The following is a 23,285-nucleotide window of genomic DNA, read 5'->3' as shown; positions in this document are numbered from 1 at the left end:
CCCCAGAGAATTCGCAGCAATTCTTCATCTAGGGGCGTCAGCCACTGCACACCGTGTCCTATTCGCTGTCCCTGCTCGACAAGAGCCTGATCCCGGAAGGCGCCGACGCCGCGCAGGCGTTCCAGCACACCATCGCGCTCGCGCAGGCGGCCGAGCGGCTGGGCTACCGGCGCTACTGGCTCGCCGAACACCACGGCAACAGGAACTACGCTGGCTCCGCGCCCGAGGTGCTGGCAGCGCACCTGCTCGCGAAGACTTCGCGCATCCGCGTGGGCACCGGCGGCGTCATGCTCCAGCACTACAGCCCGTTCAAGGTGGCCGAGGTGTTCCGCGTGCTGGCCTCGCTGGCGCCGGGCCGCGTGGACATCGGCATCGGCAAGGCACCCGGCGGCCTGCCGCTGACGAGCAAGGCACTGCAGTGGCTGCACGATCCCGCCAGGAGCAGGAGCGAGGACTTCGGCGTGCGTCTGTCCGAGCTCGATGCCTTCCTGCAGGAGGGCGTCGCCTCCGGCCATGCGCTCGCCGGCGCAGTGGCCACACCCAACCCACCGCAACTGCCGCAGCGCGTGCTGCTGGGCGGCAGCCCCGAGAGCGCGGTGCTCGCCGCGCGCCTCGGCTGGCAGTTCACCTATGCGGGGCATTTCAACGGCGACCCTGTGAACCTTGCGCGATCGGTCGAGGCCTACCGTGCAGAAACCGGACGCGCGCCGCTGCTCGCGCTCTTCGCCTTCGCCGCGGAGACGGGCGAGAAGGCCGCCGAACTCGTGGGCGCGCTGCGCAGCTTCCGCGTGCACCTGCCCACCGGCCAGAGCGTGAACCTGCCGAGCCTCGAAGCCGCGGCCGAGTTCGCACGGCAGGCCGGCGCGAGCGACTACCGGACCGAGGAACGCCGCCCGCACGTGATCGCCGGCACAGGCGAGGAAGTGCGCGATGCGCTCGACGCCTTGAGCGAGCAGTACGGCATCGAGGAGTTCGTCATCGACATCCCGGTGGCCGGCTTCGCCGAACGCCGTGCGTCGGTCGAGCTGCTCGCCGCGGCGCGAGAGGCCGTGCCCCTCGAGGCCTGAGCCCTTCCTTCCTTCTTCCTTTGCGAACCCCTCGAAGCGAGCCATCGTCATGAGCAACGACAACAGCAACAAGAGCATCCGGTTCGGCGTCATGCTGCAGGGCGCCGGCAGCCACATGAACTCCTGGAAGCATCCGGGCGGGCCGGCAGACGCCAGCGTCAACCTCGGCTTCTACGTGCGTACCGCGCAGAAGGCCGAGGCGGCGGGCATCGCCTTCGCATTCGTGGCCGATGGGCTCTACATCAACGAGAAGTCGATCCCGCACTTCCTCAACCGCTTCGAGCCGATCTCGATCCTGTCGGCGCTCGCCACGGTGACCTCGAAGATCGGCCTTGCCGGCACCGTCTCCAGCTCGTACAGCGACCCGTTCACGGTGGCGCGCCAGTTCGCCTCGCTCGACCTCATCAGCGGCGGGCGCGCGGGCTGGAACGTGGTGACCACGCCGCTGGAAGGCAGTGCCAAGAACTACAGCCGCGCCCACCCCGAGCACGCGCTGCGCTACGAGATCGCCGACGAGTACCTGGCCGTGACGCAGGGCCTGTGGGACAGCTGGGACGACGACGCCTTCGTGCGCGACCGCGAGAGCGGCCGCTTCTTCGAACCCGGCAAGCTGCACACGCTGAACCACAAGGGGCGCTTCTTCGAGGTGTCGGGTCCGCTGAACATCCAGCGCTCGCCGCAGGGCCAGCCGGTGATCTTCCAGGCCGGCTCGTCCGACGCGGGCATCGGGCTGGCCGGCAAGTACGCCGATGCGGTGTTCACGCATTCGCCTTCGCTGGAGGACACGCGCAGCTTCCTGCGGCAGGTGAAGGCCAGCGCCGTCGCGCAGGGCAGGCAGGCGGGCGACGTGAAGATCTTCCCGGGCATCGGCCCCGTGGTCGCCGCCACCGAGGAAGAAGCCGAAGCCAAGTACCGCGCCATCCGCGAACTGCTGACGGTGGAGGAGGCGCTGGCCTACCTGGGACGCTTCTTCGACCACCACGACTTCAGCCAGTACCCGCTGGACGCACCGTTCCCCGAACTGGGCGAACTGGGTCGCAACAGCTTCCGCTCGACCACCGACCGCATCAAGGCCAACGCCAGGGCCAAGGGTCAAACGCTGCGCGAAGTGGCGCTGGAAGTGGCCACGCCCCGCACGCAGTTCGTGGGCACCGGCGAGCGCATCGCCGACGAGATCATCCGCTGGGTGGACGAGGGCGCGGCCGACGGCTTCATCCTCGGCTTCCCGGTGCTGGGGCAGGGGCTGGACGACTTCATCGAGTTCGTGATCCCGGCGCTGGAGGCGCGCGGGCGTTACCAGCGCGAGCTGCCCGGGCAGACGCTGCGCGACCACCTGGGCCTGCCGCGCAAGGCAAGCCGCTATACGGCGCAGGAAGCCGCGCCCGCAGTGCGGAAGGCTGCGTGATGAGCGAACAGTTTGTCTACACCACGCCGCTCGATCCACGCGCGACGCCGCTGATCGAAGGGCTGACCTTCGAGTACGACAGCCGCTACGGCGACGTGATGCGCGAGCCGGGCCAGCCGCGCGAGATGGAGCGCTATCCCGCCGAGGTGTTCACGCCCGCGCAGGGCGGCAACTTCGTGCTGTTGCTGCGCGACGGCGTGGCCATCGGCGGCGGCGCCTTCATGCGCCATGACGAGCGCACCGCGGAACTCAAGCGCGTGTGGACGCATGCCGATCTGCGCCGCCAAGGGCTGGCCAGCAAGGTGCTCGCCGAACTGGAGGCGGAGGTGCTTCGGCAGGGCTACGAGCGCATCTACCTGACGACCGGCTTCCGCCAGCCCGAGGCCGTGGGCCTGTACCTGGGCCATGGCTACACGGCGCTGTTCGATCCGCCCATCGACCCGGAGACGCCGCGCAAGCTGCCTTTCGAGAAATACCTGGACACCGGGAGGCACCGCGCCCGCGCTGCGTCCGGACAATTGGTCGGAGCGGCGCAGCGATGAACACCACCGTTCTCGACGCAGGCGCCGAGCCGATCAACCCCGCACCGGCGCGCGCACCGCAGCCGCAGCGTCCGCCGGTTCCCGCCGCGGCGCCGGCCAACGGCGACTACTCGCACTTCCGAATCGTGCCGGCGCGATATCCGGCGCGCACGGCGGGCACCATCTTCGCGGTACTTGTCATCGGCATCGTGCTGCATTCGACGCTCACCAACCCGCGCTGGGGCTGGGGCGTGTTCGCGCAATGGTTCTTCGCCGAGCCGGTGCTGCAGGGCCTTGGCCGCACGCTGCTGCTGACGGCGCTGGGCGCGCTGCTGGGCTTCTTCTTCGGCACCGCGCTGGCGCTGGCGCGGGTGTCGCGCTCGCCGCTGCTGGCAAGGCTCGCATGGGTGTTCACCTGGCTCTTCCGCTCGGTGCCGGTGATCGTGCTGCTGCTGATCATCAACAACCTGGGCTACCTCTACGAGACGGTGACGCTGGGCATCCCGGGCACCGACGTCACCTTCTTCTCGTACCCGACCACGCAGCTCATCAGCCCCTTCGTGGCGGCGCTGCTGGGCCTGACGCTGAACCAGGCTGCCTTCGCCTCGGAGATCGTGCGAGGCGGCATTCTTTCGGTGGAGCAGGGTCAGCTGGAGGCGGCCGCGGCGCTGGGGCTCTCGCGCGGGCGGCAGTCGTTCCGCATCGTGCTGCCGCAGGCGATGCGCACCATATTGCCCACGGCCTTCAACGACATCATCGGGCTGGCCAAGGGCACCTCGAACCTCTACATCCTGGCGCTGCCCGAGCTGTTCTACACGATCCAGATCATCTACCGGCGCAACCTGGAAGTGATTCCGCTGCTGATGGTTGCGACCGTGTGGTACCTCATCATCCTCACGGTGCTGTCGGTGGTGCAGCACTACGTTGAGCGGCATTTCTCGCGCGGTGCGCTGCGCAACCCGCCGAGTTCGCGGCTCGGCCGGGTGGCCGGCAGGCTGTGGCGCACGAAGTCCGCGCCCGTGGCAGAGCCCGCCGCTGTCGTGCCCGCGCAGGTGCCGCGCTGGACCGACCCGCTCACGCAGGGCGGCGTGGTCAGGATCCACGGCGTGTCGAAGAGCTTCGGCGCGCTCAAGGTGCTCGACGACGTGACGCTGACGGTGGCGCGGGGCAGCGTGACGGTGATCCTCGGCCAGTCGGGCTCGGGCAAGTCGACGCTGCTGCGCGCCATCAACCACCTGGAGCGCGTGGACGACGGCTTCATCTCCATCGACGGCGAACTCATCGGCTACCGGCGCGACGAGGACACGCTCTACGAACTGCGCGAGCGCGACATCCTGAAGCGCCGCGTCGACGTGGGCATGGTGTTCCAGAACTTCAACCTGTTCCCGCATCTCACGGTGCTGGAGAACATCGTCGAGGCGCCGATCTCCGTGCGCGGCCTCTCGCGGCCCGAAGCCGAGGCGCTCGCTTCCGAGCTGCTGGTGCGCGTGGGCCTGGGCGACAAGACGCATGCCTATCCGCGACAGCTCTCCGGCGGCCAGCAGCAGCGCGTGGCCATCGCCCGCGCACTGGCGCTCAAGCCCAAGGTGCTGCTGTTCGACGAGCCCACCTCGGCGCTCGACCCGGAGCTGGTGGGCGAGGTGCTCGCCGTCATCAAGGAGCTGGCGCGCTCGGGCACCACGCTGCTCATCGTCACGCACGAGATCGGCTTCGCACGCGAGGTGGCAGACAACATCGTCTTCATGGAGCGCGGCCGCATCCTGGAGACCGGCTCGCCCGACAAGGTGTTCAACGCGCCGGAGCATCCGCGCACGGCCGAGTTCCTGGCCAAGGTTCTCTGACTTTCTTCCTTTTCGACTTCCTTTCATCGACCTTCATGATCCATCGACGAAACATCCTGTCCGCCTTCCTGGTCGCATTGCTGATGCCGCTTGCCGCATCGGCCCAGCCCGCCCCGGACCTGAGCCCCGAGCAGCCCGGCCGCCCGCGCGCGCAGAAGATCGACGAGGCCGTCCGGCTCGCGAAGGATTTCAAGTTCCAGAAGGAGGGCGTGCTCGTCGTCGGCACCACCACCGGCCGCCTGCCGTTCGCCGCCTACGCCACCGACACCAAGACGCCCGTGGGCAACGCGCCCGACATCGCACAGCTGGTGGCCGACAGCCTCGGGCGCAAGCTGGAGTTGGTCTCTACCGCTTGGGCCGACTGGCCGCTGGGTCTGCAGTCGGGCAAGTTCGACCTGATCGTCTCGAACGTGACCGTGACCGAGGAGCGCAAGGAGAAGTTCGACTTCTCGACCTACCGCAACGACCAGCTCGGCATCTACGTGAAGTCCGACAGCAAGCTCGGCGCCATCAAGGAGCCGAAGGACATCGCGGGGCTGAAGGTGATCGTGTCCGCGAGCACCAACCAGGAGCAGATCCTGCTGCGCTGGAACAAGCAGAACGTGGCCGCCGGCCTGAAGCCGGTCGAGATCCAGTACTACGACGACGATGTGGTGCAGCGCCTGGCGCTGCAGTCGGGTCGTGCCGACGCCTACCTGGGGCCGAACGCCATCGCCGCCTACGAGGCGCGCGACGGCAAGACCAGGCTCGCGGGCCTGTTCTCGGGCGGCTGGCCGCTGAACGCCGAGATCGCCGTCACCTCGCGCAAGGGCTCGGGCATCGCTGAAGCCGTGACGCTGGCTCTGAACACGCAGATCAAGAACGGCAACTACGCCAAGGCGCTGTCGCGCTGGAACCTGGAGTCGGAGGCCATCGCGGTCTCGCGCACCAATCCGCCGGGCCTGCCGAAGAACTGAGGAGATGGGCATGAATCTCTTCAAGAACACATGGATCGCCCGCGGCCTCGTCGCGCTCACGCTCGTGGCTGCTGCAGCCGGTGCGGCCTGCGTCGCCCATGCCGCCGACAAGTTCGACTTCAGCCCCGAGCAGAAGGGCCGCCTGCGCGGCCAGAAGGACGCAGAGGCGGTCAACGCGATTCCGCCGAGCTTCAAGTTCGTGAAGGAGGGCGTGCTGACCATCGGCATCGCGCCCTTCGCGCCGCCGATCTCGACCTACGCATCGGATGCGAAGACGGTCGTCGGCTTCGACCCCGACTTCGCGCTGCTCGTCGCCGATGCGCTGGGCCTCAAGCTCGAGCTGCAGCCCATCGCCTGGGCCGACTGGCCGCTGGGCCTGAGCTCGGGCAAATACGACGCCGTGATCTCCAACGTGGGCGTGACCGAGCAGCGCAAGGAGAAGTTCGACTTCTCGACCTACCGCCTCGGCCTGCACGGCTTCTACGTGAAGACCGACAGCGCCATCAAGTCGATCAGGGAGCCGAAGGACGTCGCGGGCCTCAAGCTGACGACCGGCGCCGGCACCAACCAGGAGCGCATCCTGCTGGAGTGGAACCGGCAGAACGTGGCGGCGGGCCTGAAGCCGGTCGAGATCCAGTATTACGACGACGATGTGACGCGCACGCTGGCGGTGGTCACCAAGCGGGTGGACGCCAATTTCAACCCCAACGCGCCGCAGGCCTACGAGGCCGCGAAGAACGGGCAGATCAGGCTAGTGGGCACCGTCAACGCGGGCTGGCCGCTGAAGTCGGACGTGGCCATCGCCACGCGCAAGGGCAGCGGGCTCGCGGTGGCACTGACCACCGCGACCAGCAACCTGATCCGCAACGGCACCTACGGCAAGGCGCTCGCGCGCTGGAGCCTGGCCGAAGAAGCCTTGCCGAAGTCGGAAACCAATCCGCCCGGCCTGCCGAAGTTCGCGCCGTGAGCAGCATTCGCCATCTTGCTTTCCTGACGCCGGGCAACTACGCCGAGGCCGATCCGCTCGCCGGCCTCGAAGCCGCGCTGAAGCTCTTCGAGTTCGGCGAGAAGCACGGCTTCGACAGTGCCTGGGTGCGCCAGCGCCACCTGGAGCGCGGCGTGTCGTCGGCCGCGACCTTCCTGGCCGCCGCCACGCAGCGCACCCGCCGCATCGAACTGGGCGCGGCGGTGATCCAGATGGGCTACGAGAACCCGTTCCGCCTCGCCGAAGACCTGGCCACGGTCGACGTGCTCTCGCGCGGCAGGCTGCAGGTGGGCCTGAGTGCCGGCGCGCCGCTGCACGGAGCCTTGCTGGGCAATCGCTTTCACGACGCGGCGCCGAACACGGTCGACTACAGCCACAAGCGCGTGGGGAGGCTCAAGGCCAACCTCGAAGACACGCTGCTGGGCGACGAGGAAACCTTCGTGGAGTCGGCCGGCGGACGCGTGCGCCCGCGCGTGCAGCCCTATGCGCCGGGCCTGACGGGACGCCTCTGGTACGGCGGCGGCTCGCTGCGATCGGTCGAATGGGCGGGGCGCAACGGCTTCAACCTGCTGCTGGGCAACGTGCTCACGGGCGAGAACACCGACGACTTCCTGCAGGCGCAGCTCGGCCTCGTCGAACGCTACAAGACCAGCGAAGCGGATGCCGGCAAGGGCCGGGTGGCGCTGGGCCGCGTGATCGTGCCGCTGGACGGCGCCGATGCCGCAACCCGCATGCGCTACCGCGAGTTCGCGGCAGGACGCGCCGAGCGCACGCTGGCCCCGCAGGGCGAGCGGCGCACGCTGTTCGCGAGCGATCTTGTCGGGACTTCCGACGAGATCCTGGAGCGCCTGCGCCGCGACCCGGTGCTGCCGCTGGTGAGCGAGCTGCGGGTGGAGCTGCCCTACAACTTCGGCAGCGAGGACTACGAGCAGATATTGACCGACCTGTCCCGCCGCATCGCGCCGGAACTCGGTTGGCGCGCGCTCTGAGTTCGAGGAGGAAAACGGGGAAGCAAGAGTAGGTAGGAGTTGAGTTCGAGGTGAGTCGGAGTCGGGTTGCGTTCCGCGCGATTCGACGGACGGCTTTGGGCGGGCCTTCGGGCCCGCTTTTTTTCGTCAGCTTCTGGTCGCGGATGCACTGAGCAGGAAATCGGTGACCTCATCCGAGAACACATAGCGCCGCCCGCCGATGAGCACGCTGTCCGGGCTCTCGGGGTCCGGCTGTGCGGTTGGCATGCCGTGCGCGACCAGGGCTTCGGCGCAGCCGAGCCAGTCGCCTTCGCCTTCCGGCCCGTTGCACGAGGCCCATGAAAGGCCGCCGCAGGCGTTGTCGCCGAAACCGTGCCGCTCTTCCCAGCTGGCGCCGTGCTCCAGCAGGAAGCGCACGAGGCCGGCGTCGCCTCGGAACACGGCTTTGTTCAGCGCGGAGGCGTCCCAGTCGCCGCCACGGGTGGCGATAGGCCAGCCTAGCTTGACCATCAGCTTCACCGCGTCGGCGCAGCCCTGTGCAGCAAGTTCGGGCAGCAGGCGCAGCTGTGCTTCGGAGAGCGAGCCGACGATGCTGGGGTGTGCCGACTGGATACCTCGGGCCGTGGCTTCGTCGCCCTGTGCGCAGGCGGCGATGAAGGCTTCGTCCACCGGAATCGGGGTGCCGCCGCCGGCCTTCTGCAGGAGGCTGGCGACCTCGGGCAATCCGAAGCGCAGGGCGGCTGTGTAGGCACTCGTGCCGTCGGATGTGGTGGCCGAGGGATCGGCGCCTGCCGCCAGCAGTGCCTCGATGTGCGCGGGTGACCTGCGCCGGCGGATGGCCCACAGCAGCAGCGAGCCCCAGTCGCTGGTGGGCGGGCCCATGGGTGGCTCGTTCGCATCGCCGCCGTGCGCGAGCAGCAGGCGCAGGGTCTGCACGTCGTCGAGGTCGAGCACGCGGTAGAGCGCGTTCGTGCCCGCGACGCGTGCTCCGGCTTCGAGGAGCAGCTTTGTGCAGGCCGGGGTTTCGAGCGAGTGGTAAAGCGATTCGCCGTCGTTGGGATCGGCGCCCGCGTCCAGCAGCAGCCTGGTGAGCACGGCATCGCGGTTCTGGCCGGCTGCGCCGTAGAGCGCGGACAGGCGCTCGGATTCGTCGGGCGCGGCAAGCGATGCCGGCGGCCAGCGGTTGCCTGCCGACTGATTCGGGTCTGCGCCTGCGTCGAGCAGCCGCTTCGCGCAATTGCGCAGGCGCTCCTGGTAGTCGGGCAGCTGGAGCAGCCCGGAATGGGCGACCGCGACGAGGGGAGGAAGCGAGAGCGAGCCTCCGGCACGATTCACCCAGCCTGCGTCGCGCTCGATGGCCTGGCGGATCGTTGCCTCGTTGCCTATCGCACAGGCGAGGATGGGGTCGTCGCCCAACAGGCCGGGGCTTTCCTCGAGCAGACGCAGGGCCAGGGCAGGCCGTGCGCGATTCACGCCTCCGGCGATGTCGCCCGCGTAGACGAGGCGCAGCCATTGCAGCACGGCCTTCGCCGGATCGTCCGCCTGCGAGCGGCGCGCAAGAACGAAGCCTTGCAGGTCAGTCCACGAAACGAATCCGTACTCGCGCGCGATGCACGACTGCGCGTCGTGCAGCCGCAGGCCGAGGGCCGCAATGGCGGCATCGCTCTTGCCCGCTGCGGCCGGAAGGGCTTCGCGGAAACGCGTGGTGGCAGTGGGATCGTTGCTTCGGTAGAGAGCAAGCAGCTCCTTGGCTTGCTTCTTCAGATGGCCCAGGTCGGGCCGGGCGGGCATGCGCTTCATTCGAACCTCCGTGCATCAGACGCCGTCGGCCCGCAAATCCGGCTGCACAAAAGGCGTGTGGATCGGCAAATGAAGGCAAGTGGGTTCAACCCTTCCCGCGGGCCCGGGCGCGGCTTGCACCGCGGCGGCGATGTTAGGGCACGGGGTGTGCGAAGGTCAACGAGCGGAACGGCCAAAGCACTGCGGCTAAAGTGGCACGCTGTTGCCTGCCATCGCACATCCAATCTCCGCACGGACACCCGACACCATGCTGCCCAGATTCCTCCAGCGTCTCGCCGCACGCCTCACGGGCTCGGCGCCTCCACCCGAACCGCCGGCGAAGGGCGCCGCAGCGACATCGACATCGACATTGAAGAAGGGCGACGTACTCGCCTACAGGAACGCAAACGCCTGGCGGGCCGTCTGGGTTCTCGAAGTCGATCCGTGGCCCGACGGAACATCGGTGGCCCACTGCCTGAGCTACCAGCAGCTGGACGAGAAGCCCACCCTGGAATCGCTGAAGCACGCCGAGGTGCTGATATGGCATTCGCCCATCGACGCCGACGGCGTGAGCCAGGGCAGCGAGCTCATCGGCAACCGGCAGCCCGCCGAGGACGATCTGGTCGGCTTCGCCGAGTACCTGAAGCTCACCGACTTCCCGAGGTATCTGGAGCTGATGGGCCAGGACGGCCAGGAGATCGTGCGCCAGGCCAACGCGCACTACCTGCGCGGGAACGAGCTCTGCGAGCGGGGTCGCAAGGAGGAGGGCATTGCAGAGTACGACGCGGCCGTGGAACTCTTTCCGCTCTTCTTCGAGGCCATCGACAACCGGGCCTTCACGCGCATGGAGCTCGGCAATTTCCAGGAGGCGCTCGACGACTTCGAGCAGTCGCTGCAGGTGAACCCCGATGGAGAGGCCGCCTTCTTCTCGAAGGGCGAATGCCTCATGCGGCTTGGCGAGCTGGCGGCGGCGGAGGCCATCTTCGCCGAGGGCATGGAGCGCTTTCCGGGTAAGAAGGCGCTCTTCGGCGAGTTCCTCGGGCGCGTGCGGGCGCAGCAGCGCTCGGGAAACAAGTAGCTGGCAAGAAGGCAGTCGCCTAGCGCGCAGCCTCGGGCCGCAGCTGCTCCCTGAGGATGCGCCGTATCTCCAGGATCGCCAGCGGGTTCTCCTGCACGCTGTGCGCCGACGGAATCACCAGCTCGGAGGCCGCGCCGTCGAGGTGCGCGCTGGCGTAGGGCACGATGCCGTCGCTGGAGAGCGCCTGCGCCACGCCGGGCGTGTCGTTGCCGATGATCGAGTGGAAGCGCACGCGCGGGTTCATCGGCAGGCCCGACGACAGCCGCACGAAGGGATCGCGATCGCTGAGGTTGTCGATGCTGTTGGGTATGCGCAGCGTGCCCTGGTCCTGCCGCGCGGGCGCGATGCGGATCAGCTCGCGCGAGATGTCGCCCAGCTGCCCGAGCATGGCCACCGGCAGGGTGATGAGGTTGGCCACCCAACGCGAGATGCGGTTGTTGGCGAAGTCGGTGCCGCGGTGCGGCGAGGCGATGAAGATCGCGTCGCTCACCTGCGGCAGCGGCTCGAAGCGCAGGTAGGGCGCGAGCTTTTCCTCCATGCGTTGCTGCTGCGCGCCCTGCATCGGATAGCTCGCGAGCAGCGCCTCCCAGAGCTTGTCTTCCGACGACGACACCATGAGGCGCGACAGCACGCCGCCCATGCTGTGGCCGATCAGCGTGATGTTGTTGGAGGCCACGGCCTTGCCCGTCGGGTCGAAGTGCGCGAGCGTCTGCGTGACGGCTTCGCGGATCGCGAAGTTGTTGATCGGCAGCGGCGCGTTGGTGGGGTAGTAGACCTGCCAGATCTGGTAGCGGCGGCGCAATGTCTCGTCGCCCAGCACCTCGTTGGCCACGTTGATCCACGCCTCGGGGCTGCTGGCCAGCCCGTGCAGCATGATGACCGTACGGCGGTTCGGGTCGTAGGGTTGCATCAGGTAGATGCGCGGCTGCGTGAGGCCTTCGCGGCCGCCGAAGAGGCTGCGCAGCGCCTGCAGCGCGAAGTCGGAGCGCGCGAGCCACAGGCCGTAGCCCGAGGTGAAGTTGGCGGCCAGCGGCACTTCCTGGCCGGCGAGCTGCACGTTGGCGGTGCGGTATGGGTCGTAGGCGGCGATGCGCAGCGTGCGCGTGCCCAGAACCTCGCCGAGGCTGGCGCCGTCGAAGAGCAGCAGCGCGGTGACGGCGGGGAAGGGCATCTCGCGGTAGGGCGGACGCGGCTTCTGCTTCTCCGCGGGATCGATCTGAACTTGTCGCGGTCTTTCGTCGTCCGTGCGCTTGTTGGTCGCGGCTACCAGCTCCGCCCCGAAGCCGTCGCGCCGGTAGGTATTGCGCAGGCCCGAGAAGGTCAGCGAGGCGGCGGGAATCAGCTCGTCGGGCAGTGGCGGGTCGGAGGGCAGGCGCAGGCCCGAGACGTCTGTCTCGATGCGCCAGTCGCCCACCTTCGGCATCTCGGGCTCCGCGCCGCTGCGCGAGCCCGTGCGCTGGATGTCCCGGTACAGGCCGGTGATGGCCTGCTGCACCGCGTAGTTGTAGTAGTCGCGCACCTGCGTCTGCCGGTCCTCGAAGGCGCGGTCGCGCGGCTTGCGGGGGGTGAAGAACAGGTAGGCGTAGGCGTGGCGCGCGGTTTCGAACCAGGCCTCGATGGCAGTGGCATCGGCGGCGCCGCCGCCTTTCTCCGCCGCGAGCGCTACCTGCAGCCAGACTTCGGACAGCGCGGAAAGGCGCTGTTCATCGCTCAGCCCCGAGGAGTCGGCCAGTGCATTGCGGCATGCCTGGCCGTCCTTGCGGCAGATGTCGGCGTCGGAGCCGATCACCCGAAGCACTTCCTGCGCGGAGGTGCTGAGCCTGCCGGTGGTGAGCACGTCGCCCCTGCGCTGGGCGAGGTATTCGGCCGGGGAGATCGAGCCGACCGTCACGCCCGCGCAGCCGGCCAGCAGCGCGGCGGCGCACGCGAGCGCGGGCAGGGAGGCGACAAGGCGGAATGCGCCTTTCATTGCGCCGCTCCCGCATTGGCCGTCGTGCCCGGCAGGCCTTGCCGGATCGCCTGCGAGAAATTCGCGGCCGGCGTCTTGTCCGCGGCGAGGGCGCGGTCGGTGATGCGGCCCGCCGCGCGCAGCGCTTCCATGCTGTAGCCGGGCGCGAGGCCGCCCACGTCGAAGAGGTAGTCGGGTAGGTGGCCCGAGGCCAGCAGCCGCCAGTCCATCGGCAGGCCGGGCACGATGCGCCTGGCCAGCGCGTAAACGATGGTCGTGCAGTTCGCGGTGAGCGTGTTGTAGAAGCTGGGCTCGCGCGCCAGCGCGGCGCCTTCGCCGAGGTAGGCGAGGAAGAGCGAGCGCATCTCGGCCCGGGGCAGGCTCACGCGGTACATGTAGACGTCCTCGCCGCGCACGTTGGTGCGCACGCGCAGGATGTCGTGCTCGTCGGCCGCGATCAGGCTGTTCTCGAACTGCCTGAAGAAGCCGCCGACGGACGAGAAGGCCTCGCCGCGCTCCTTGCGTATCTCGATGGAGAAGGTGAGGAACCGGCCATCGTCGAAGCCGAAGGACACCAGCGTGTGCGCGATGGCGGGGCCGGTCCAATAGGAGAGCGACACGTCGACCGTGCGCAGCCGGTCGAGGTCGTACTCGCGCGTTTCCCAGCGCTGGGTGTAGTCGGTGTCGCTGCGCCATTCGAAGTTGCGCACGTTGTCCAGCGTGACCACGCTGCCGTCGATGTGCGAGTGCAGCTGGCGCGAAACATCGTCGGCCCACACACGGTTCTGCGACGGCAGGATGGTGCTCCACCAGCCCAGCAGCAGCGCGAAGCCGATCACATAGGAGAGCAGGGCGCGCGCAGCCCGCCTGCGCCACGTCAGCGCGATGGCCGCGAGGCCGAAGGCGGCCCAGAGCACGCCCGCGCCGATCTTCACCGCGGCCGGCCCGGGGAACTGGTACCAGAGCGCGAGGCAGGCCCAGAGGCAGGTCGAAAGCACGATGAGCGACAGCAGAATGCGGCCGACGTGACGCAGGAGCGTTCGGATCATGAAAGGCAAAACCAGGAATGCGACCCGCCGAGCTTACGACGGGCGTCCATGGCTACAGCATGTAGGTCACGAGCTTGAAGTCCGGGTCTTCCGGAAAGGGCTTCACCGTGAAGCCCAGCCGGCGCACCAGCTTCAGCATGTCGGGGTTGTTGGCCAGCACCAGCCCGTCCATCTCGGCGAGGCCCTTGTCGCGGGCCACGTCGATGATGCTTTCCATCAGCCGCGAGCCGATGCCCTTGCCGCTGAACTCGTCGGCCACCACCAGCGAGAACTCGCAGCTGGTCTGGTCGGGGTTGGTCACGTAGCGCGACACGCCCACGATGCGCTCGCTCTCGAGCACCGTGCCTTCGGGCGACACGCTGCGTTCCATGATCACCGCCACCAGCGCCATCTCGCGGTCGTAGTCGATCAGCGTGAAGCGAGAGAGCATGGTCGGCGGCAACTCGTGGAAGCGCGAGACGAAGCGGAACCAGCGGCTCTCGGGCGACAGGCCCTGCACCAGCGCCTGCAGCATCTGCGCGTCGTTGGGATGCACCGGCCGCACGATGTAGGTGCCGCCGCCCGTGCCCGCCAGCGGCCATTCGCGCCGGTAGCGCGCGGGGTACGGCATGATGGCCAGGTGCTGGTAGCCGTTGACCGCGTTGCCCACGTGGGCAGCCACCGCCTGCGAGCTGCTGCCCACCACGATGCGCGCGTCGACCGAGATGGCGCCGTTCTCGTCCACGATGATCGGGTTGATGTCCATCTCGCGCAGCTCGGGCAGCTCGCACACCATTTCCGACACGCGCAGCAGCAGGTCTTCGAGCGCTTCCATGTCCACCGAATGGGCGCCGCGCCATTCGCCCAGCGTCTCGGCCACGCGCGAGCGCTCGATGAGGCGGCGCGCTAGAAACTGGTTGAGCGGCGGCAGCTCCATCGCGCGGTCGTTCAGCAGCTCGATCATGGTGCCGCCCGCGCCGAACACGATGACGGGGCCGAAGGGCTCGTCGGTGACCATGCCCACGTAGATCTCGCGCCCGCGCCGCGCGCGCACCATCTTCTGCACCGTCACGCCGTTGATGCGCGCCTCGGGCGCGAGGCGGGCCACGCGCTCCATCATCTCGACGTAGGTGTCGCGCGCGCCGGTGCCGTTGAGCACGTTGAGCGCCACGCCTTCCACGTCGGACTTGTGCGGGATGTCGGGCGAATCGATCTTCAGCGCCACCGGAAAGCCCAGTTGCGTCGCGATCATCATCGCCTCGCTGGGGCTGCGCGCGAGCAGCGTGCGCGTGATCGGAATGTGGAAGGACGACAGCAGCGACTTCGACTCCATCTCCGTGAGCACATGGCGCCGCTCGGCCAGCACGCTCTCGATGAGCAGCCGCGCGCCCTCGATGTCGGGCTTGGCCAGTGCCGACAGCGGCGGCGGCGTCTGCTGCAGCAGCTGCTGGTTCTGGTAGAAGGCCGCGATGTTGCCGAAGGCGCCCACGGCAGCCTCGGGCGTGCGAAAGCTCGGGATGGTCGCCTCGGCCAGCACCGAGCGCGCCTTGCCCACGGAGGAGTCGCCCATCCAGCAGGCCAGCAGCGGCTTGTTCATCGGCCGCGGAATGTCGGCCAGCGCCTTTGCCGTTGCAGCCGCGTCGATGCCGGCCTTGGGCGAGAAGATGGCGAGCACGCCGTCGACCTGGCTGTCGGACGAGGCCGCGTCGATGGCGGCGCGATAGTGCGCCGGCTGAGCTTCTTCCGAGAGGTCGATCAGGTCGGCCAGCGAGGCGAGCGGGGGCAGGGTTGGCTGCAGCACCTTCTGCGCGTGGGCGGAGAGCTTGCCGAGGTCGAGCCCGATCTCGTTGATCCAGTCGGCCGCCAGCACGCCGGGGCCTCCGCCATTGGTGACCACGGCCAGCCGCTTGCCGACGGGCCGGTAGCGCGAGGCCAGGCACTTGGCGGCGGAGAACAGTTCGACGAAGGAGCGCACGCGCACCGCGCCGGCGCGGCGCAGTGCGGCGTCGAACACGTCGTCGCTGCCCACGATGGCGGCGCTGTGCGTCTGCGCGGCCTCGTTGCCGGCAGGCTTGCGCCCGGCCTTGAGCACCACCACCGGCTTGGCGTGCGAGGCCGAGCGCAGCGCGCTCATGAAGCGGCGCGCGTCGGCGATGCCTTCGAGGTAGATGATGATGCTGTGCGTGGCCTGGTCGTTGGCCAGGAAGTCGAGCACCTGCGGAATGTCGACCGAGGTGTGCGGACCCAGCGACACCACGCTGGAGAAACCCACGCCGTTCTGCCGAGCCCAGTCGAGCATCGAGGCCGTGAGCGCCCCCGACTGCGCCACCAGCGCGAGCGGCCCGCTGCCGGCCAGCGGACCGGCCACGCTGGCATTCAGGTGCAGCAGCGGACGCTGGAAGCCCAGCGAGTTGGGCCCCAGCAGGTGCACGCCCTCGCGGCGCGCGATCTTGCGCCACTGCGACGCCTGCTCGGCGCCGATGCCGCTCGAGAGAACCACCGCCGCCTTGCAGCCGATGCGCCCCGCGATCTCGAGCGCGGCCGCCACGTCGCCAGGTGCCAGGGCGATGAGCGCGAGGTCGGCATGGGTCTGCGCCAGTTCTTCGAGCGTGCCCTTGGTGCGCACGTCCAGGAAGCGCAGCGTTCCGTCGAAGCGCTGCGCGCGGAAGGCCTCGCGCAGCGTGTGGCCTGCCGGCGTCTGTCCGCCGGGACCGTCGGCATTGCCGACGAAGGCGACGATGGAAGCGGGCGCGAAAAGCGGTGTCAGGAAATGCTTGTCCATGCCCCCGAGTCTGCACCGTTCGGACGCTGCTGTGCAGCATGGCGGCACTGCTCGGCGAATGGTCAGGACGGGTTAAGAACGCAGGGCTATAGTCAGGGTTCCATGCAAAAACGTATCGGCGTGATCTTCGTCTCGCGACGAAATTCATTGCGCAGCATCCTGGCAGAAGCGTGCCTCACGCACCTGGACCCGAAGCGGTTCTCGGTATCTTCCTGCGGTCAGCCCGGGCAGGTCGCCCGCGAATTCCATCCCGCCGCCATCGCCGCGCTCAAGAGCGCGAGCATTCCCTTGCCGAACCGGCAACCGCGCGGCTGGGACGAGCTCGCGCGCGCCAATGCCCACGCCGCGGACTTCGTCATCACGCTCGACGAATCCACCGAGCCGCGCCAGCCCTCATGGCCCGGCCAGCCCGATGCGGCGCTGTGGGCCTACCCCGACGTGCTCGACGGCCGCGACCCCGACAGGGTCGCGCACGACGCGGTGCAGATGCTGTTCTCGCTGCGCCGCAGGCTCGAACTGCTGGTGAGCCTGCCGATGCAGGGGGCGGACCGGTCGGCCGTGCGGTCCGACGTGCGCGACCTGGGGTACATGCGCTAGCCGCTCCCGCCGGCCGGAGCGGGCTCACTCCAGCGTAAACCCGATCTTCAACGTCACCTGCCAGTGCGCCACCTTTCCGTCGACCACATGACCGCGCGTCTCGGTGACGTTGAACCACTGGATGTTGCGCACCGTCTCGTGCGCCTTCGCGATGGCGGTCCGCACCGCATCTTCGATGCCGGTGGGCGAGGAACCGGTGAGTTCTAGCGTTTTGTAGACGTGGCTGGACATGGGCTGTCTCCTTCGGGGTTGAGGGGATGGACTGATCGATCGATTGATAGCAAGGGGCCCGGAAGAACATCGTAGTCCCGTTGCGGACACAGGTGTCAGTGGACGTACCCGCCCTTGACGAAGCGCACGGGCTCGGCGTCCATGCGCGCGATGAGGGCACCGAGGCCGTCGGGCGGCAGCGGGCGTTCGCCGGGTGTCGCGTAAGGCTGCTGCTCGGTGCGGCAAAGAAGATCGTCGTCGCTCCACGCGCTCTTGCCGGGTTCGCCGCGTGCGCGCAGCCAGCCGTCGCGGTCCACGATGAACTGCGTGCCCGCCAGTTGCGTTGTCGCGGCGACGAGCGAGAAGGCCGCCCACGCGGCGGGCGAGGTGGCGATGCAGTTGGCCGACTGCGGCGCCACCTCCGTGGACTGAGGCGCGAGCAGCACGGTCACGAGGCGCGGATCGTCGGGTAGCGGCGATGCCTCGCGGCCAGGCTCCGACGCGATGATGCGCAGGCGCTGGCCGCGCCAGCTCGAAAGGCTGCGCGGTGGCTTGTCGCCGCATTGCACCGTCACATCCGGCGGCGCTATGGGCTGGGCCCAGAGACCGGCCGCGCGCAGGCTCTCGCCGGCGCCCTGGGCTTTCATGAAATCGATCAGCGCCCATGCGTCCGCGTCGCTCAGCGCGGTGCCGAAGCCGGGCATGGTCTGCGCACCACGGCGGTCGCGCATGCCGTTCATCACATGCCACAGCACGTCGCCATCGGCGCGCCGCCACAGCAGCGGACCGCCCAGGTCCGGAGGCCACACAGCCTGCGCCGAGGCCAGCGGCCCGTGGCCCCGGCCATTGGTTCCGTGGCAGGCGGCGCACTGTGCCGCGTACAGCGTTCGGCCGCGCTCGATGCTGTCGGCGGTGAAGCCGGAGGGCGATGCGTGGAAGCTGGTTGGGTACGCAGGTACAAGCACCACGCTGGCCTCCGGCCATGGTGCCAATGCCGCCAGCAGCGCGGCTCCGGTGGCAAGCCATATGCGGCGCCGGCGCCAGAGCAGCGCGACCAGCAGGACAAGCAGCGCCACGGCAAGCACCACCAGCGTGAGGCCGAGCCGCCGGGCCTGTCCGAGGTCGATCAGCAGGTTTTCGCCGGATAGCCGTTGCGCCCACGGCCATGCCGGCTGCCCGTGCGATTGCCCGGACAGCCCCAGTGCGTCGAGCAGGCGAAGAAGCCAGAGCTGCGCGCCCTGCAGCAGGCCGATCAGCAGGTTGAGCCAGCCGGCCTCGGGCGGACCGCTCATCTCTTCAGTTCACCACGTCGCATCGAGCCCCAGGTGCCTGAGCGCCTCGTGCCGCAACTCGGCCAGCTTCGGATCGCCGCGATGGCGCGGGTAGGGCAGCTCGACCACCAGCTCCGCCGCGATGCGCGCGGGCCGGTCGCTCAGCACGATCACGCGGTTGGCGAGGAACAGCGCCTCTTCCACGTCGTGCGTCACCAGCAGCGCCGAGAAGCCGGCCCGCTGCCAGAGATTGACCAGCTCGCTCTGCATCGCGATGCGCGTGAGCGAGTCGAGCTTGCCCAGCGGTTCGTCGAGCACAAGCAGCTGCGGATCGTTGACGAGCGCTCGCGCCAGCGCCACGCGCTGCGCCATGCCGCCGGAAAGATGGTGCGGAAAGGCTTTCGCGAACTCGGTCAGGCCCACGAGCTTGAGCGCTTCGTCGACGCGGGCGCGCCGCTCCTTCAGCACGCCGCGTGCCTGCAGGCCCAGTGCTACGTTGTCCCACACGCTGCGCCAGGGGTAGAGCGTCGGGTCCTGGAAGACGACGATGCGCGACGGATCGGGCCGCGAGATCGGCTCGCCGTTCTGCGTGATGGCGCCGGTGGTCGCGGGCTCCAGCCCGGCCACCAGCCGCAGAAGCGTCGACTTGCCGCAGCCGCTGGGCCCCAGCAGCGCGACGAACTCGCCGGGGCGCACCTGCAGGTCGATGCCGTCGAGCACCTGCAGCACGCCGCCGGACACTTCGAACCAGTGGCTGACGCCGCGTATGCCGATATGGGCCCCGGCGCCCGTGGTTGGTGCAGGGGCGGGCGGAAGCACCGCGTTCGGGGGCGTCTCGGTCACCATTTCACGGTTCCCTTCTGCCACGACAGCACGCGGTCGCGAACCTTGAACAGCAGCGTGATGAGGCCCGAGCACAGTGCCGCCATCACCAGCAGCGCCGCGTACATGTTGGCGTAGGCGGCCCAGCCCTGGGCCCATTGCAGATACCAGCCAAGCCCGGCCTTCACGCCCATCATCTCGGCGGTGATGAGCACGGAGAACGACGCTCCCAGACCCATGAAGAGGCCCACGAACACCTGCGGCAGCGCCGCCGGGATCGCCACGCGCAGCACCAGGAAACGTTCAGAAGCACCCAGCGTGCGCGCCACGTCGTAATAGCTCTTGTGCACCGAGGCCACGCCCGACCAGGTGAGCACCGCCACCGGGAAGAAGGTGGCCAGGCCCACGAGGAACACCGCCGCCGAATAGCTCGAAGGCGCGAAGAAGAAGGCCAGCGGCAGCAGCGCCGACGCGGGCACCGGCCCGAGGAAGCGCAGCAGCGGATGCACCCAGTACCCCGCGATGCGCGACCAGCCCACGGCCACGCCGGTGCCGAAGCCCACCAGCGCGCCCAGCACGAAACCGTTGGCCAGCAACCGCAGCGAATGCACGGTCGACAGGCCCAGGCGCTGCCAGTCCTCGTGCACCACGTCGATCAGGCTCTGCGGCGGCGCGAAGAAAGGCGAGGGCAGCACGCCGAGCTTGGCGGTGGACACCTCCCACAGCGCGAGGCCCACGGCCAGCGCGACAAGCCATTGCCCGGCGGGCCGCAGCGTGCGGATCAGCCGCCCGGTGCGGCCGCCCAGCAGCGCGATCGCCAGCAAAAGCACGGCGACCACCAGCGTCGCGATGCCGAACTCCTGCGTGAAGGCCCAGTTGCTGAAGCCGGCTTCCTTGTTCGGCCAAAGCAGCGTGAGCAGGCCCAGCGCGACCCATGCGGCAGAGGCGAGCAGGCCTGTGCTCCAGATGCCTGCGGGGGCGGCCGGACGCCGCGGCTGTGCCTGCGATTGCTCTTTGGCGGGCGGTGCGGCGCCTCCTTGCAGCACGCTGTGGCGCGAGGGCGGCAAATGATCGAGAGCAAGGGTCATCGCAGGCTTCTTATCCGGAAATACGAAGCTGCGAGTGTTGGCGGACCATGGCGGCGCGGCCAACGAAGGAATGCGGCTATGGATATGCGCGCAGCTACTTTCCCTTGGCGGCGCTGCTGCCGAAGCTCTCGGCGAGGAACTCGACGACGGCCTGCACCCGGGCCGTGCGCCCCTTGCGCGTCGGCACCAGCAGCGTGACCGGCGCGCTGTCGAACTGCCAATCGTCCAGCACGCGCACCAACGTGCCGCGCGCCACGGCATCGGCCGCGTCCCATTCGGAGCGCAGCACCAGGCCCAGCCCCTGTTCGGCCCACTGGCGCGCCACGCCGCCGTCGTTGGTGAGGTAGGCGGGGGAAATGCGCAGGGTCTCGCGCCTGCCCTTGGCGGCCGCCGCCCGGCCCGCGGGGCGCAGGTGCCACAGTGTCACGTCCTCGTCGTTCTCGCGGATGCAGATGCAGTCATGTGCAGGAATGTCGCGCGGCACGCGGGGCACGCCGCGCTGGCGCAGGTAGGCGGGGCTGGCGCACAGCCAGCGCTCGTTGGCGCTCAGCGTGCGCGCTACCCACGACGAATCGCGCACCGTGCCGATGTGGATCACCGCGTCGGCGTCGTGCCGGTCGGGCCACGGGGTCTCGCGCAGGTCGAGCTGCACGCCCAGCCCCGGGTGCAGCCTGGCGAAGCGCGCGAGCATGGGCGCGATGTATTGGCGGCCGTAGCCGAAGGGCGCGGCGATGCGCAGCGTGCCGGTGAGGCGTCGGTCGTCGCGCTGCATCGATTCGCGCAGCCCCTCGATCTGCCCGAGCAGCGCGGCCGCCTCGCGCGCGAAGCGCTCGCCCTCGGGCGTGAGGCTCAGCTTGCGCGCGGTGCGGGTCGCCAGCGACAGTCCCAGCGCGGCCTCCAGCTTGCGCAGCCGCATCGACAGCGCCGGCGGCGTAACGTCCAGCGCCCGCGCCGCCGCGCTCAGAGACGGCTCGCGCAGCAGGGCGGCAGCGAGCTGCAGGTCCTCGATCTGGATCGTCGTCATTAACTTGTGCTTAACGATTGATGACTCCGCATTGAAGCACAGGCATGGCCTCGAAACGTACAGTCGCAGGCCATGCAATCTCCCAACGCCTATCCGCGCGCAGTGCTCTTCGACCTGCTCACCGCGCTGCTCGACTCCTGGACCGTCTGGAACGCCGCCGCCGGCTCCGAGGAGAAAGGCCGCACCTGGCGCGCCGAGTACCTGCGGCTCACCTACGGCTGCGGCGCCTACGTGCCCTACGAACGGCTCGTGAAGGAGGCTGCCCGCAACACCGGCATGCCCGGCTCCGCCACCGACGCGCTCGAAGCGCAATGGGACACGCTGCCCGTGTGGAGCGGCGCGCGCGAGTTGCTGCTGGCGCTCAAGCCGCACTGCCGCCTCGCCGTGGTCACCAACTGCTCCAGGCGCCTGGGCCACCGCGCGGCGGCGCGGCTGGGCATCGATTGGGACGCGGTCGTCACCTCGGAGGAAGCCGGGTTCTACAAGCCCGATCCGCGCCCGTACCGCGTGGCGCTCGAACGGCTTGGGGTGGAGGCGCATGACGCGGCCTTCGTCGCCGGCTCGGGCTACGACATGTTCGGCACTTCGGTAGTGGGCCTGCGCACTTACTGGCACAACCGGGTCGGCCTTGCACTGCCGCAAGGAGCGCCGTCGCCCGAGCTTCAGGCGCCGACGCTCGCACCGGCGCTGCCCTGGCTGCAATCCTTCGAAAAGAAATGACGAGTTCCAGAATGAACACCCTCGCCACCATCGACACGCCCGCGGCCCTCATCGAACGCACGCGCATGCGGCGCAACATCGAACGCATGCAAGGGCACATGAACGAACTTGGCGTGCGCTTCCGACCGCATGTGAAGACCAGCAAGTGCATCGAGGTCGCCAAAGCCCAGCGCGAGGCGGGAGCGCAGGGCATCACCGTCTCCACGCTGAAGGAGGCCGAACAGTTCTTCGCCGCAGGCTTCACCGACATCCTTTATGCCGTCGGCATGGCGCCGCACCGGCTGCCGCATGCGCTGGAACTGCGCCGGCGCGGCTGCGCGCTGGGCATCCTCACCGACAGCGTGGCCTCGGCCAGGGCTATTGCCGAGTTCGGCCGCGCGAACGGCGAGGCCTTCGATGTGCTGGTCGAAATTGATACCGACGGCCACCGAAGCGGCATCAAGCCGGAGGAAGACGCGCTGCTCGAAGTCGGCCGCGTGCTGCACGAAGGTGGCATGCGCCTCGGCGGTGTGCTGACCCACGCGGGCTCCAGCTACGAGTTGGATACGCCCGAGGCCCTGAAGGCGATGGCCGAGCAGGAACGCTCAGGCTGCGTGCGCGCCGCGCAGCGGCTGCGCGCCGCGGGCCTGCCGTGCCCGGTGGTCAGCGTGGGTTCCACGCCTACCGCCCTGGCTGCGGATGCGCTGGACGGCGTGACCGAAGTACGGGCCGGCGTGTACGTTTTCTTCGACCTAGTGATGCGCAACATCGGCGTGTGCACCGAGGACGACATCGCCCTGAGCGTGCTCACCACCGTGATCGGCCACCAGGCCGACAAGGGCTGGGCCATCGTCGACGCAGGCTGGATGGCGATGAGCCGCGACCGGGGGACACAGAAGCAGAAGCGGGACTTCGGGTACGGGCAGGTGTGCGATGCGCAGGGACGGGTGCTCGATGGCTATGTGCTCATTGGTGCGAACCAGGAGCACGGCATTCTTTCGCGGGAGGGCGAGGCGGATGCGGACATTGCGGTGCGCTTTCCCGTGGGCACGCGGCTGCGCATCCTGCCGAACCATGCCTGTGCGACGGGGGCGCAGTTTCCGGAATATCAGGCGTTGTCGGAAGACGGATCGCTGCGGGCATGGGGGCGCTTTCACGGCTGGTGAGGCGCGCAAAGCCGACCGCCTGGCCCGCACGCCTCCGTGCGCTGCAGTGA

20 protein-coding genes are annotated in these 23,285 nt (G+C 69.0%); 11 read left to right on the top strand and 9 right to left on the bottom strand.

All coding sequences use genetic code 11. The features are described 5' to 3' along the window. Positions 1-53: 53 nt before the first annotated feature. The 7 genes from ACAM57_RS16335 to ACAM57_RS16305 are packed head-to-tail and all read left to right on the top strand — an operon-like array spanning position 54 to position 7,764. Complete coding sequence (locus ACAM57_RS16335) at positions 54-1,067, top strand: LLM class flavin-dependent oxidoreductase (RefSeq protein WP_369658175.1); 1,014 nt, start codon at positions 54-56, stop codon at positions 1,065-1,067. 49 nt (positions 1,068-1,116) lie between these two features. Further along, positions 1,117-2,472, top strand: a complete 1,356-nt coding sequence (locus ACAM57_RS16330; RefSeq protein ID WP_369658174.1) for an LLM class flavin-dependent oxidoreductase — start codon at positions 1,117-1,119, stop codon at positions 2,470-2,472. Next, a complete protein-coding gene (locus ACAM57_RS16325) occupies positions 2,472-3,014 on the top strand; it encodes a GNAT family N-acetyltransferase (RefSeq protein ID WP_369658173.1) in 543 nt (180 codons plus the stop codon). The genes ACAM57_RS16330 and ACAM57_RS16325 overlap by 1 nt, the downstream gene beginning before the upstream one ends. Then, entirely contained in the window at positions 3,011-4,834 is a 1,824-nt protein-coding gene (locus ACAM57_RS16320; RefSeq protein ID WP_369658172.1) for an amino acid ABC transporter permease/ATP-binding protein, read from the top strand. The genes ACAM57_RS16325 and ACAM57_RS16320 overlap by 4 nt, the downstream gene beginning before the upstream one ends. Positions 4,835-4,869: 35 nt before the next feature. Continuing rightward, positions 4,870-5,790, top strand: a complete 921-nt coding sequence (locus ACAM57_RS16315; protein WP_369662387.1) for an ABC transporter substrate-binding protein — start codon at positions 4,870-4,872, stop codon at positions 5,788-5,790. Positions 5,791-5,794: 4 nt separating this feature from the next. Further along, on the top strand, positions 5,795-6,757 hold the full coding sequence (locus tag ACAM57_RS16310; protein WP_369662386.1) for an ABC transporter substrate-binding protein: 963 nt from the start codon (positions 5,795-5,797) through the stop codon (positions 6,755-6,757). Then, positions 6,754-7,764 (top strand): LLM class flavin-dependent oxidoreductase, encoded by a 1,011-nt coding sequence (locus tag ACAM57_RS16305; protein ID WP_369662385.1) that lies wholly within the window; start codon positions 6,754-6,756, stop codon positions 7,762-7,764. The genes ACAM57_RS16310 and ACAM57_RS16305 overlap by 4 nt, the downstream gene beginning before the upstream one ends. Positions 7,765-7,890: 126 nt before the next feature. Here the strand turns inward: ACAM57_RS16305 and ACAM57_RS16300 are convergent, their stop codons facing one another. Beyond that, positions 7,891-9,543 carry an ankyrin repeat domain-containing protein gene (locus ACAM57_RS16300; RefSeq protein WP_369662384.1) on the bottom strand — a complete coding sequence of 551 codons (1,653 nt, stop codon included), beginning with the start codon at positions 9,541-9,543 and terminating at the stop codon, positions 7,891-7,893. Between the two features lie 247 nt (positions 9,544-9,790). Between ACAM57_RS16300 and ACAM57_RS16295 the strand changes: the two genes are divergently transcribed. Then, positions 9,791-10,600 (top strand): tetratricopeptide repeat protein, encoded by an 810-nt coding sequence (locus tag ACAM57_RS16295; RefSeq protein WP_369662383.1) that lies wholly within the window; start codon positions 9,791-9,793, stop codon positions 10,598-10,600. A 19-nt stretch (positions 10,601-10,619) separates the two neighbouring features. On the opposite strand, the gene ACAM57_RS16290 is transcribed toward ACAM57_RS16295, so the two are convergent. The 3 genes from ACAM57_RS16290 to ACAM57_RS16280 are packed head-to-tail and all read right to left on the bottom strand — an operon-like array spanning position 10,620 to position 16,358. Then, positions 10,620-12,569, bottom strand: coding sequence for an esterase/lipase family protein (locus ACAM57_RS16290; RefSeq protein ID WP_369662382.1), 1,950 nt, complete (start codon positions 12,567-12,569; stop codon positions 10,620-10,622). Beyond that, positions 12,566-13,597, bottom strand: coding sequence for a DUF4105 domain-containing protein (locus ACAM57_RS16285; RefSeq protein WP_369662381.1), 1,032 nt, complete (start codon positions 13,595-13,597; stop codon positions 12,566-12,568). Before ACAM57_RS16285 ends, ACAM57_RS16290 begins: the two co-directional genes overlap by 4 nt. A gap of 52 nt (positions 13,598-13,649) precedes the next feature. Continuing rightward, positions 13,650-16,358 (bottom strand): GNAT family N-acetyltransferase, encoded by a 2,709-nt coding sequence (locus ACAM57_RS16280; protein WP_369662380.1) that lies wholly within the window; start codon positions 16,356-16,358, stop codon positions 13,650-13,652. 102 nt (positions 16,359-16,460) lie between these two features. Between ACAM57_RS16280 and ACAM57_RS16275 the strand changes: the two genes are divergently transcribed. Continuing rightward, positions 16,461-16,955: a low molecular weight phosphatase family protein gene (locus tag ACAM57_RS16275; RefSeq protein WP_369662379.1), complete on the top strand. Its 495-nt coding sequence runs from the start codon at positions 16,461-16,463 to the stop codon at positions 16,953-16,955. A gap of 24 nt (positions 16,956-16,979) precedes the next feature. On the opposite strand, the gene ACAM57_RS16270 is transcribed toward ACAM57_RS16275, so the two are convergent. The 5 genes from ACAM57_RS16270 to ACAM57_RS16250 all read right to left on the bottom strand — a co-directional run bounded on the left by ACAM57_RS16270 (position 16,980) and on the right by ACAM57_RS16250 (position 21,370). Next, entirely contained in the window at positions 16,980-17,186 is a 207-nt protein-coding gene (locus tag ACAM57_RS16270) for a dodecin (RefSeq protein WP_126019649.1), read from the bottom strand. Positions 17,187-17,281: 95 nt separating this feature from the next. After that, the gene (locus ACAM57_RS16265) at positions 17,282-18,457 is read right to left on the bottom strand and encodes a cytochrome c (protein ID WP_369662378.1); all 1,176 of its coding nucleotides are present in this window, start codon (positions 18,455-18,457) and stop codon (positions 17,282-17,284) included. Between the two features lie 9 nt (positions 18,458-18,466). Then, positions 18,467-19,282, bottom strand: coding sequence for an ABC transporter ATP-binding protein (locus ACAM57_RS16260; protein ID WP_369662377.1), 816 nt, complete (start codon positions 19,280-19,282; stop codon positions 18,467-18,469). Next, positions 19,276-20,346, bottom strand: coding sequence for an ABC transporter permease (locus tag ACAM57_RS16255; RefSeq protein WP_369662376.1), 1,071 nt, complete (start codon positions 20,344-20,346; stop codon positions 19,276-19,278). The genes ACAM57_RS16260 and ACAM57_RS16255 overlap by 7 nt, the downstream gene beginning before the upstream one ends. A gap of 94 nt (positions 20,347-20,440) precedes the next feature. Continuing rightward, entirely contained in the window at positions 20,441-21,370 is a 930-nt protein-coding gene (locus ACAM57_RS16250; protein ID WP_369662375.1) for a LysR family transcriptional regulator, read from the bottom strand. A 72-nt stretch (positions 21,371-21,442) separates the two neighbouring features. Here ACAM57_RS16250 and ACAM57_RS16245 point away from each other — a divergent pair, with 72 nt between their 5' ends. Both ACAM57_RS16245 and ACAM57_RS16240 read left to right on the top strand, forming a co-directional pair. Continuing rightward, positions 21,443-22,090: an HAD family hydrolase gene (locus ACAM57_RS16245; RefSeq protein WP_369662374.1), complete on the top strand. Its 648-nt coding sequence runs from the start codon at positions 21,443-21,445 to the stop codon at positions 22,088-22,090. Further along, a complete protein-coding gene (locus tag ACAM57_RS16240; protein ID WP_369662373.1) occupies positions 22,087-23,235 on the top strand; it encodes a DSD1 family PLP-dependent enzyme in 1,149 nt (382 codons plus the stop codon). The genes ACAM57_RS16245 and ACAM57_RS16240 overlap by 4 nt, the downstream gene beginning before the upstream one ends. Positions 23,236-23,285 lie beyond the last annotated feature (50 nt).

This window comes from Variovorax sp. V15, from assembly GCF_041154425.1.
GTDB classification, from domain to species: Bacteria; Pseudomonadota; Gammaproteobacteria; order Burkholderiales; family Burkholderiaceae_C; genus Variovorax; species Variovorax guangxiensis.
Note: the sequence above shows the minus strand (reverse complement) of the source record. Positions and strands in the feature narration are given on the sequence as shown.

Bases quoted from the DNA above. Each gene is read 5' to 3' on its own strand.
- ACAM57_RS16330 (WP_369658174.1), top strand. From the start codon at position 1,117: ATGAGCAACGACAACAGCAACAAGAGCATCCGGTTCGGCGTCATGCTG.
- ACAM57_RS16325 (WP_369658173.1), top strand. From the start codon at position 2,472: ATGAGCGAACAGTTTGTCTACACCACGCCGCTCGATCCACGCGCGACG.
- ACAM57_RS16320 (WP_369658172.1), top strand. From the start codon at position 3,011: ATGAACACCACCGTTCTCGACGCAGGCGCCGAGCCGATCAACCCCGCA.
- ACAM57_RS16245 (WP_369662374.1), top strand. From the start codon at position 21,443: ATGCAATCTCCCAACGCCTATCCGCGCGCAGTGCTCTTCGACCTGCTC.
- ACAM57_RS16295 (WP_369662383.1), top strand. From the start codon at position 9,791: ATGCTGCCCAGATTCCTCCAGCGTCTCGCCGCACGCCTCACGGGCTCG.
- ACAM57_RS16280 (WP_369662380.1), bottom strand. From the start codon at position 16,358: ATGGACAAGCATTTCCTGACACCGCTTTTCGCGCCCGCTTCCATCGTC.
- ACAM57_RS16240 (WP_369662373.1), top strand. From the start codon at position 22,087: ATGACGAGTTCCAGAATGAACACCCTCGCCACCATCGACACGCCCGCG.
- ACAM57_RS16290 (WP_369662382.1), bottom strand. From the start codon at position 12,569: ATGAAAGGCGCATTCCGCCTTGTCGCCTCCCTGCCCGCGCTCGCGTGC.
- ACAM57_RS16300 (WP_369662384.1), bottom strand. From the start codon at position 9,543: ATGAAGCGCATGCCCGCCCGGCCCGACCTGGGCCATCTGAAGAAGCAA.
- ACAM57_RS16255 (WP_369662376.1), bottom strand. From the start codon at position 20,346: ATGACCCTTGCTCTCGATCATTTGCCGCCCTCGCGCCACAGCGTGCTG.
- ACAM57_RS16315 (WP_369662387.1), top strand. From the start codon at position 4,870: ATGATCCATCGACGAAACATCCTGTCCGCCTTCCTGGTCGCATTGCTG.
- ACAM57_RS16260 (WP_369662377.1), bottom strand. From the start codon at position 19,282: ATGGTGACCGAGACGCCCCCGAACGCGGTGCTTCCGCCCGCCCCTGCA.
- ACAM57_RS16275 (WP_369662379.1), top strand. From the start codon at position 16,461: ATGCAAAAACGTATCGGCGTGATCTTCGTCTCGCGACGAAATTCATTG.
- ACAM57_RS16285 (WP_369662381.1), bottom strand. From the start codon at position 13,597: ATGATCCGAACGCTCCTGCGTCACGTCGGCCGCATTCTGCTGTCGCTC.
- ACAM57_RS16265 (WP_369662378.1), bottom strand. From the start codon at position 18,457: ATGAGCGGTCCGCCCGAGGCCGGCTGGCTCAACCTGCTGATCGGCCTG.
- ACAM57_RS16270 (WP_126019649.1), bottom strand. From the start codon at position 17,186: ATGTCCAGCCACGTCTACAAAACGCTAGAACTCACCGGTTCCTCGCCC.
- ACAM57_RS16310 (WP_369662386.1), top strand. From the start codon at position 5,795: ATGGGCATGAATCTCTTCAAGAACACATGGATCGCCCGCGGCCTCGTC.
- ACAM57_RS16250 (WP_369662375.1), bottom strand. From the start codon at position 21,370: ATGACGACGATCCAGATCGAGGACCTGCAGCTCGCTGCCGCCCTGCTG.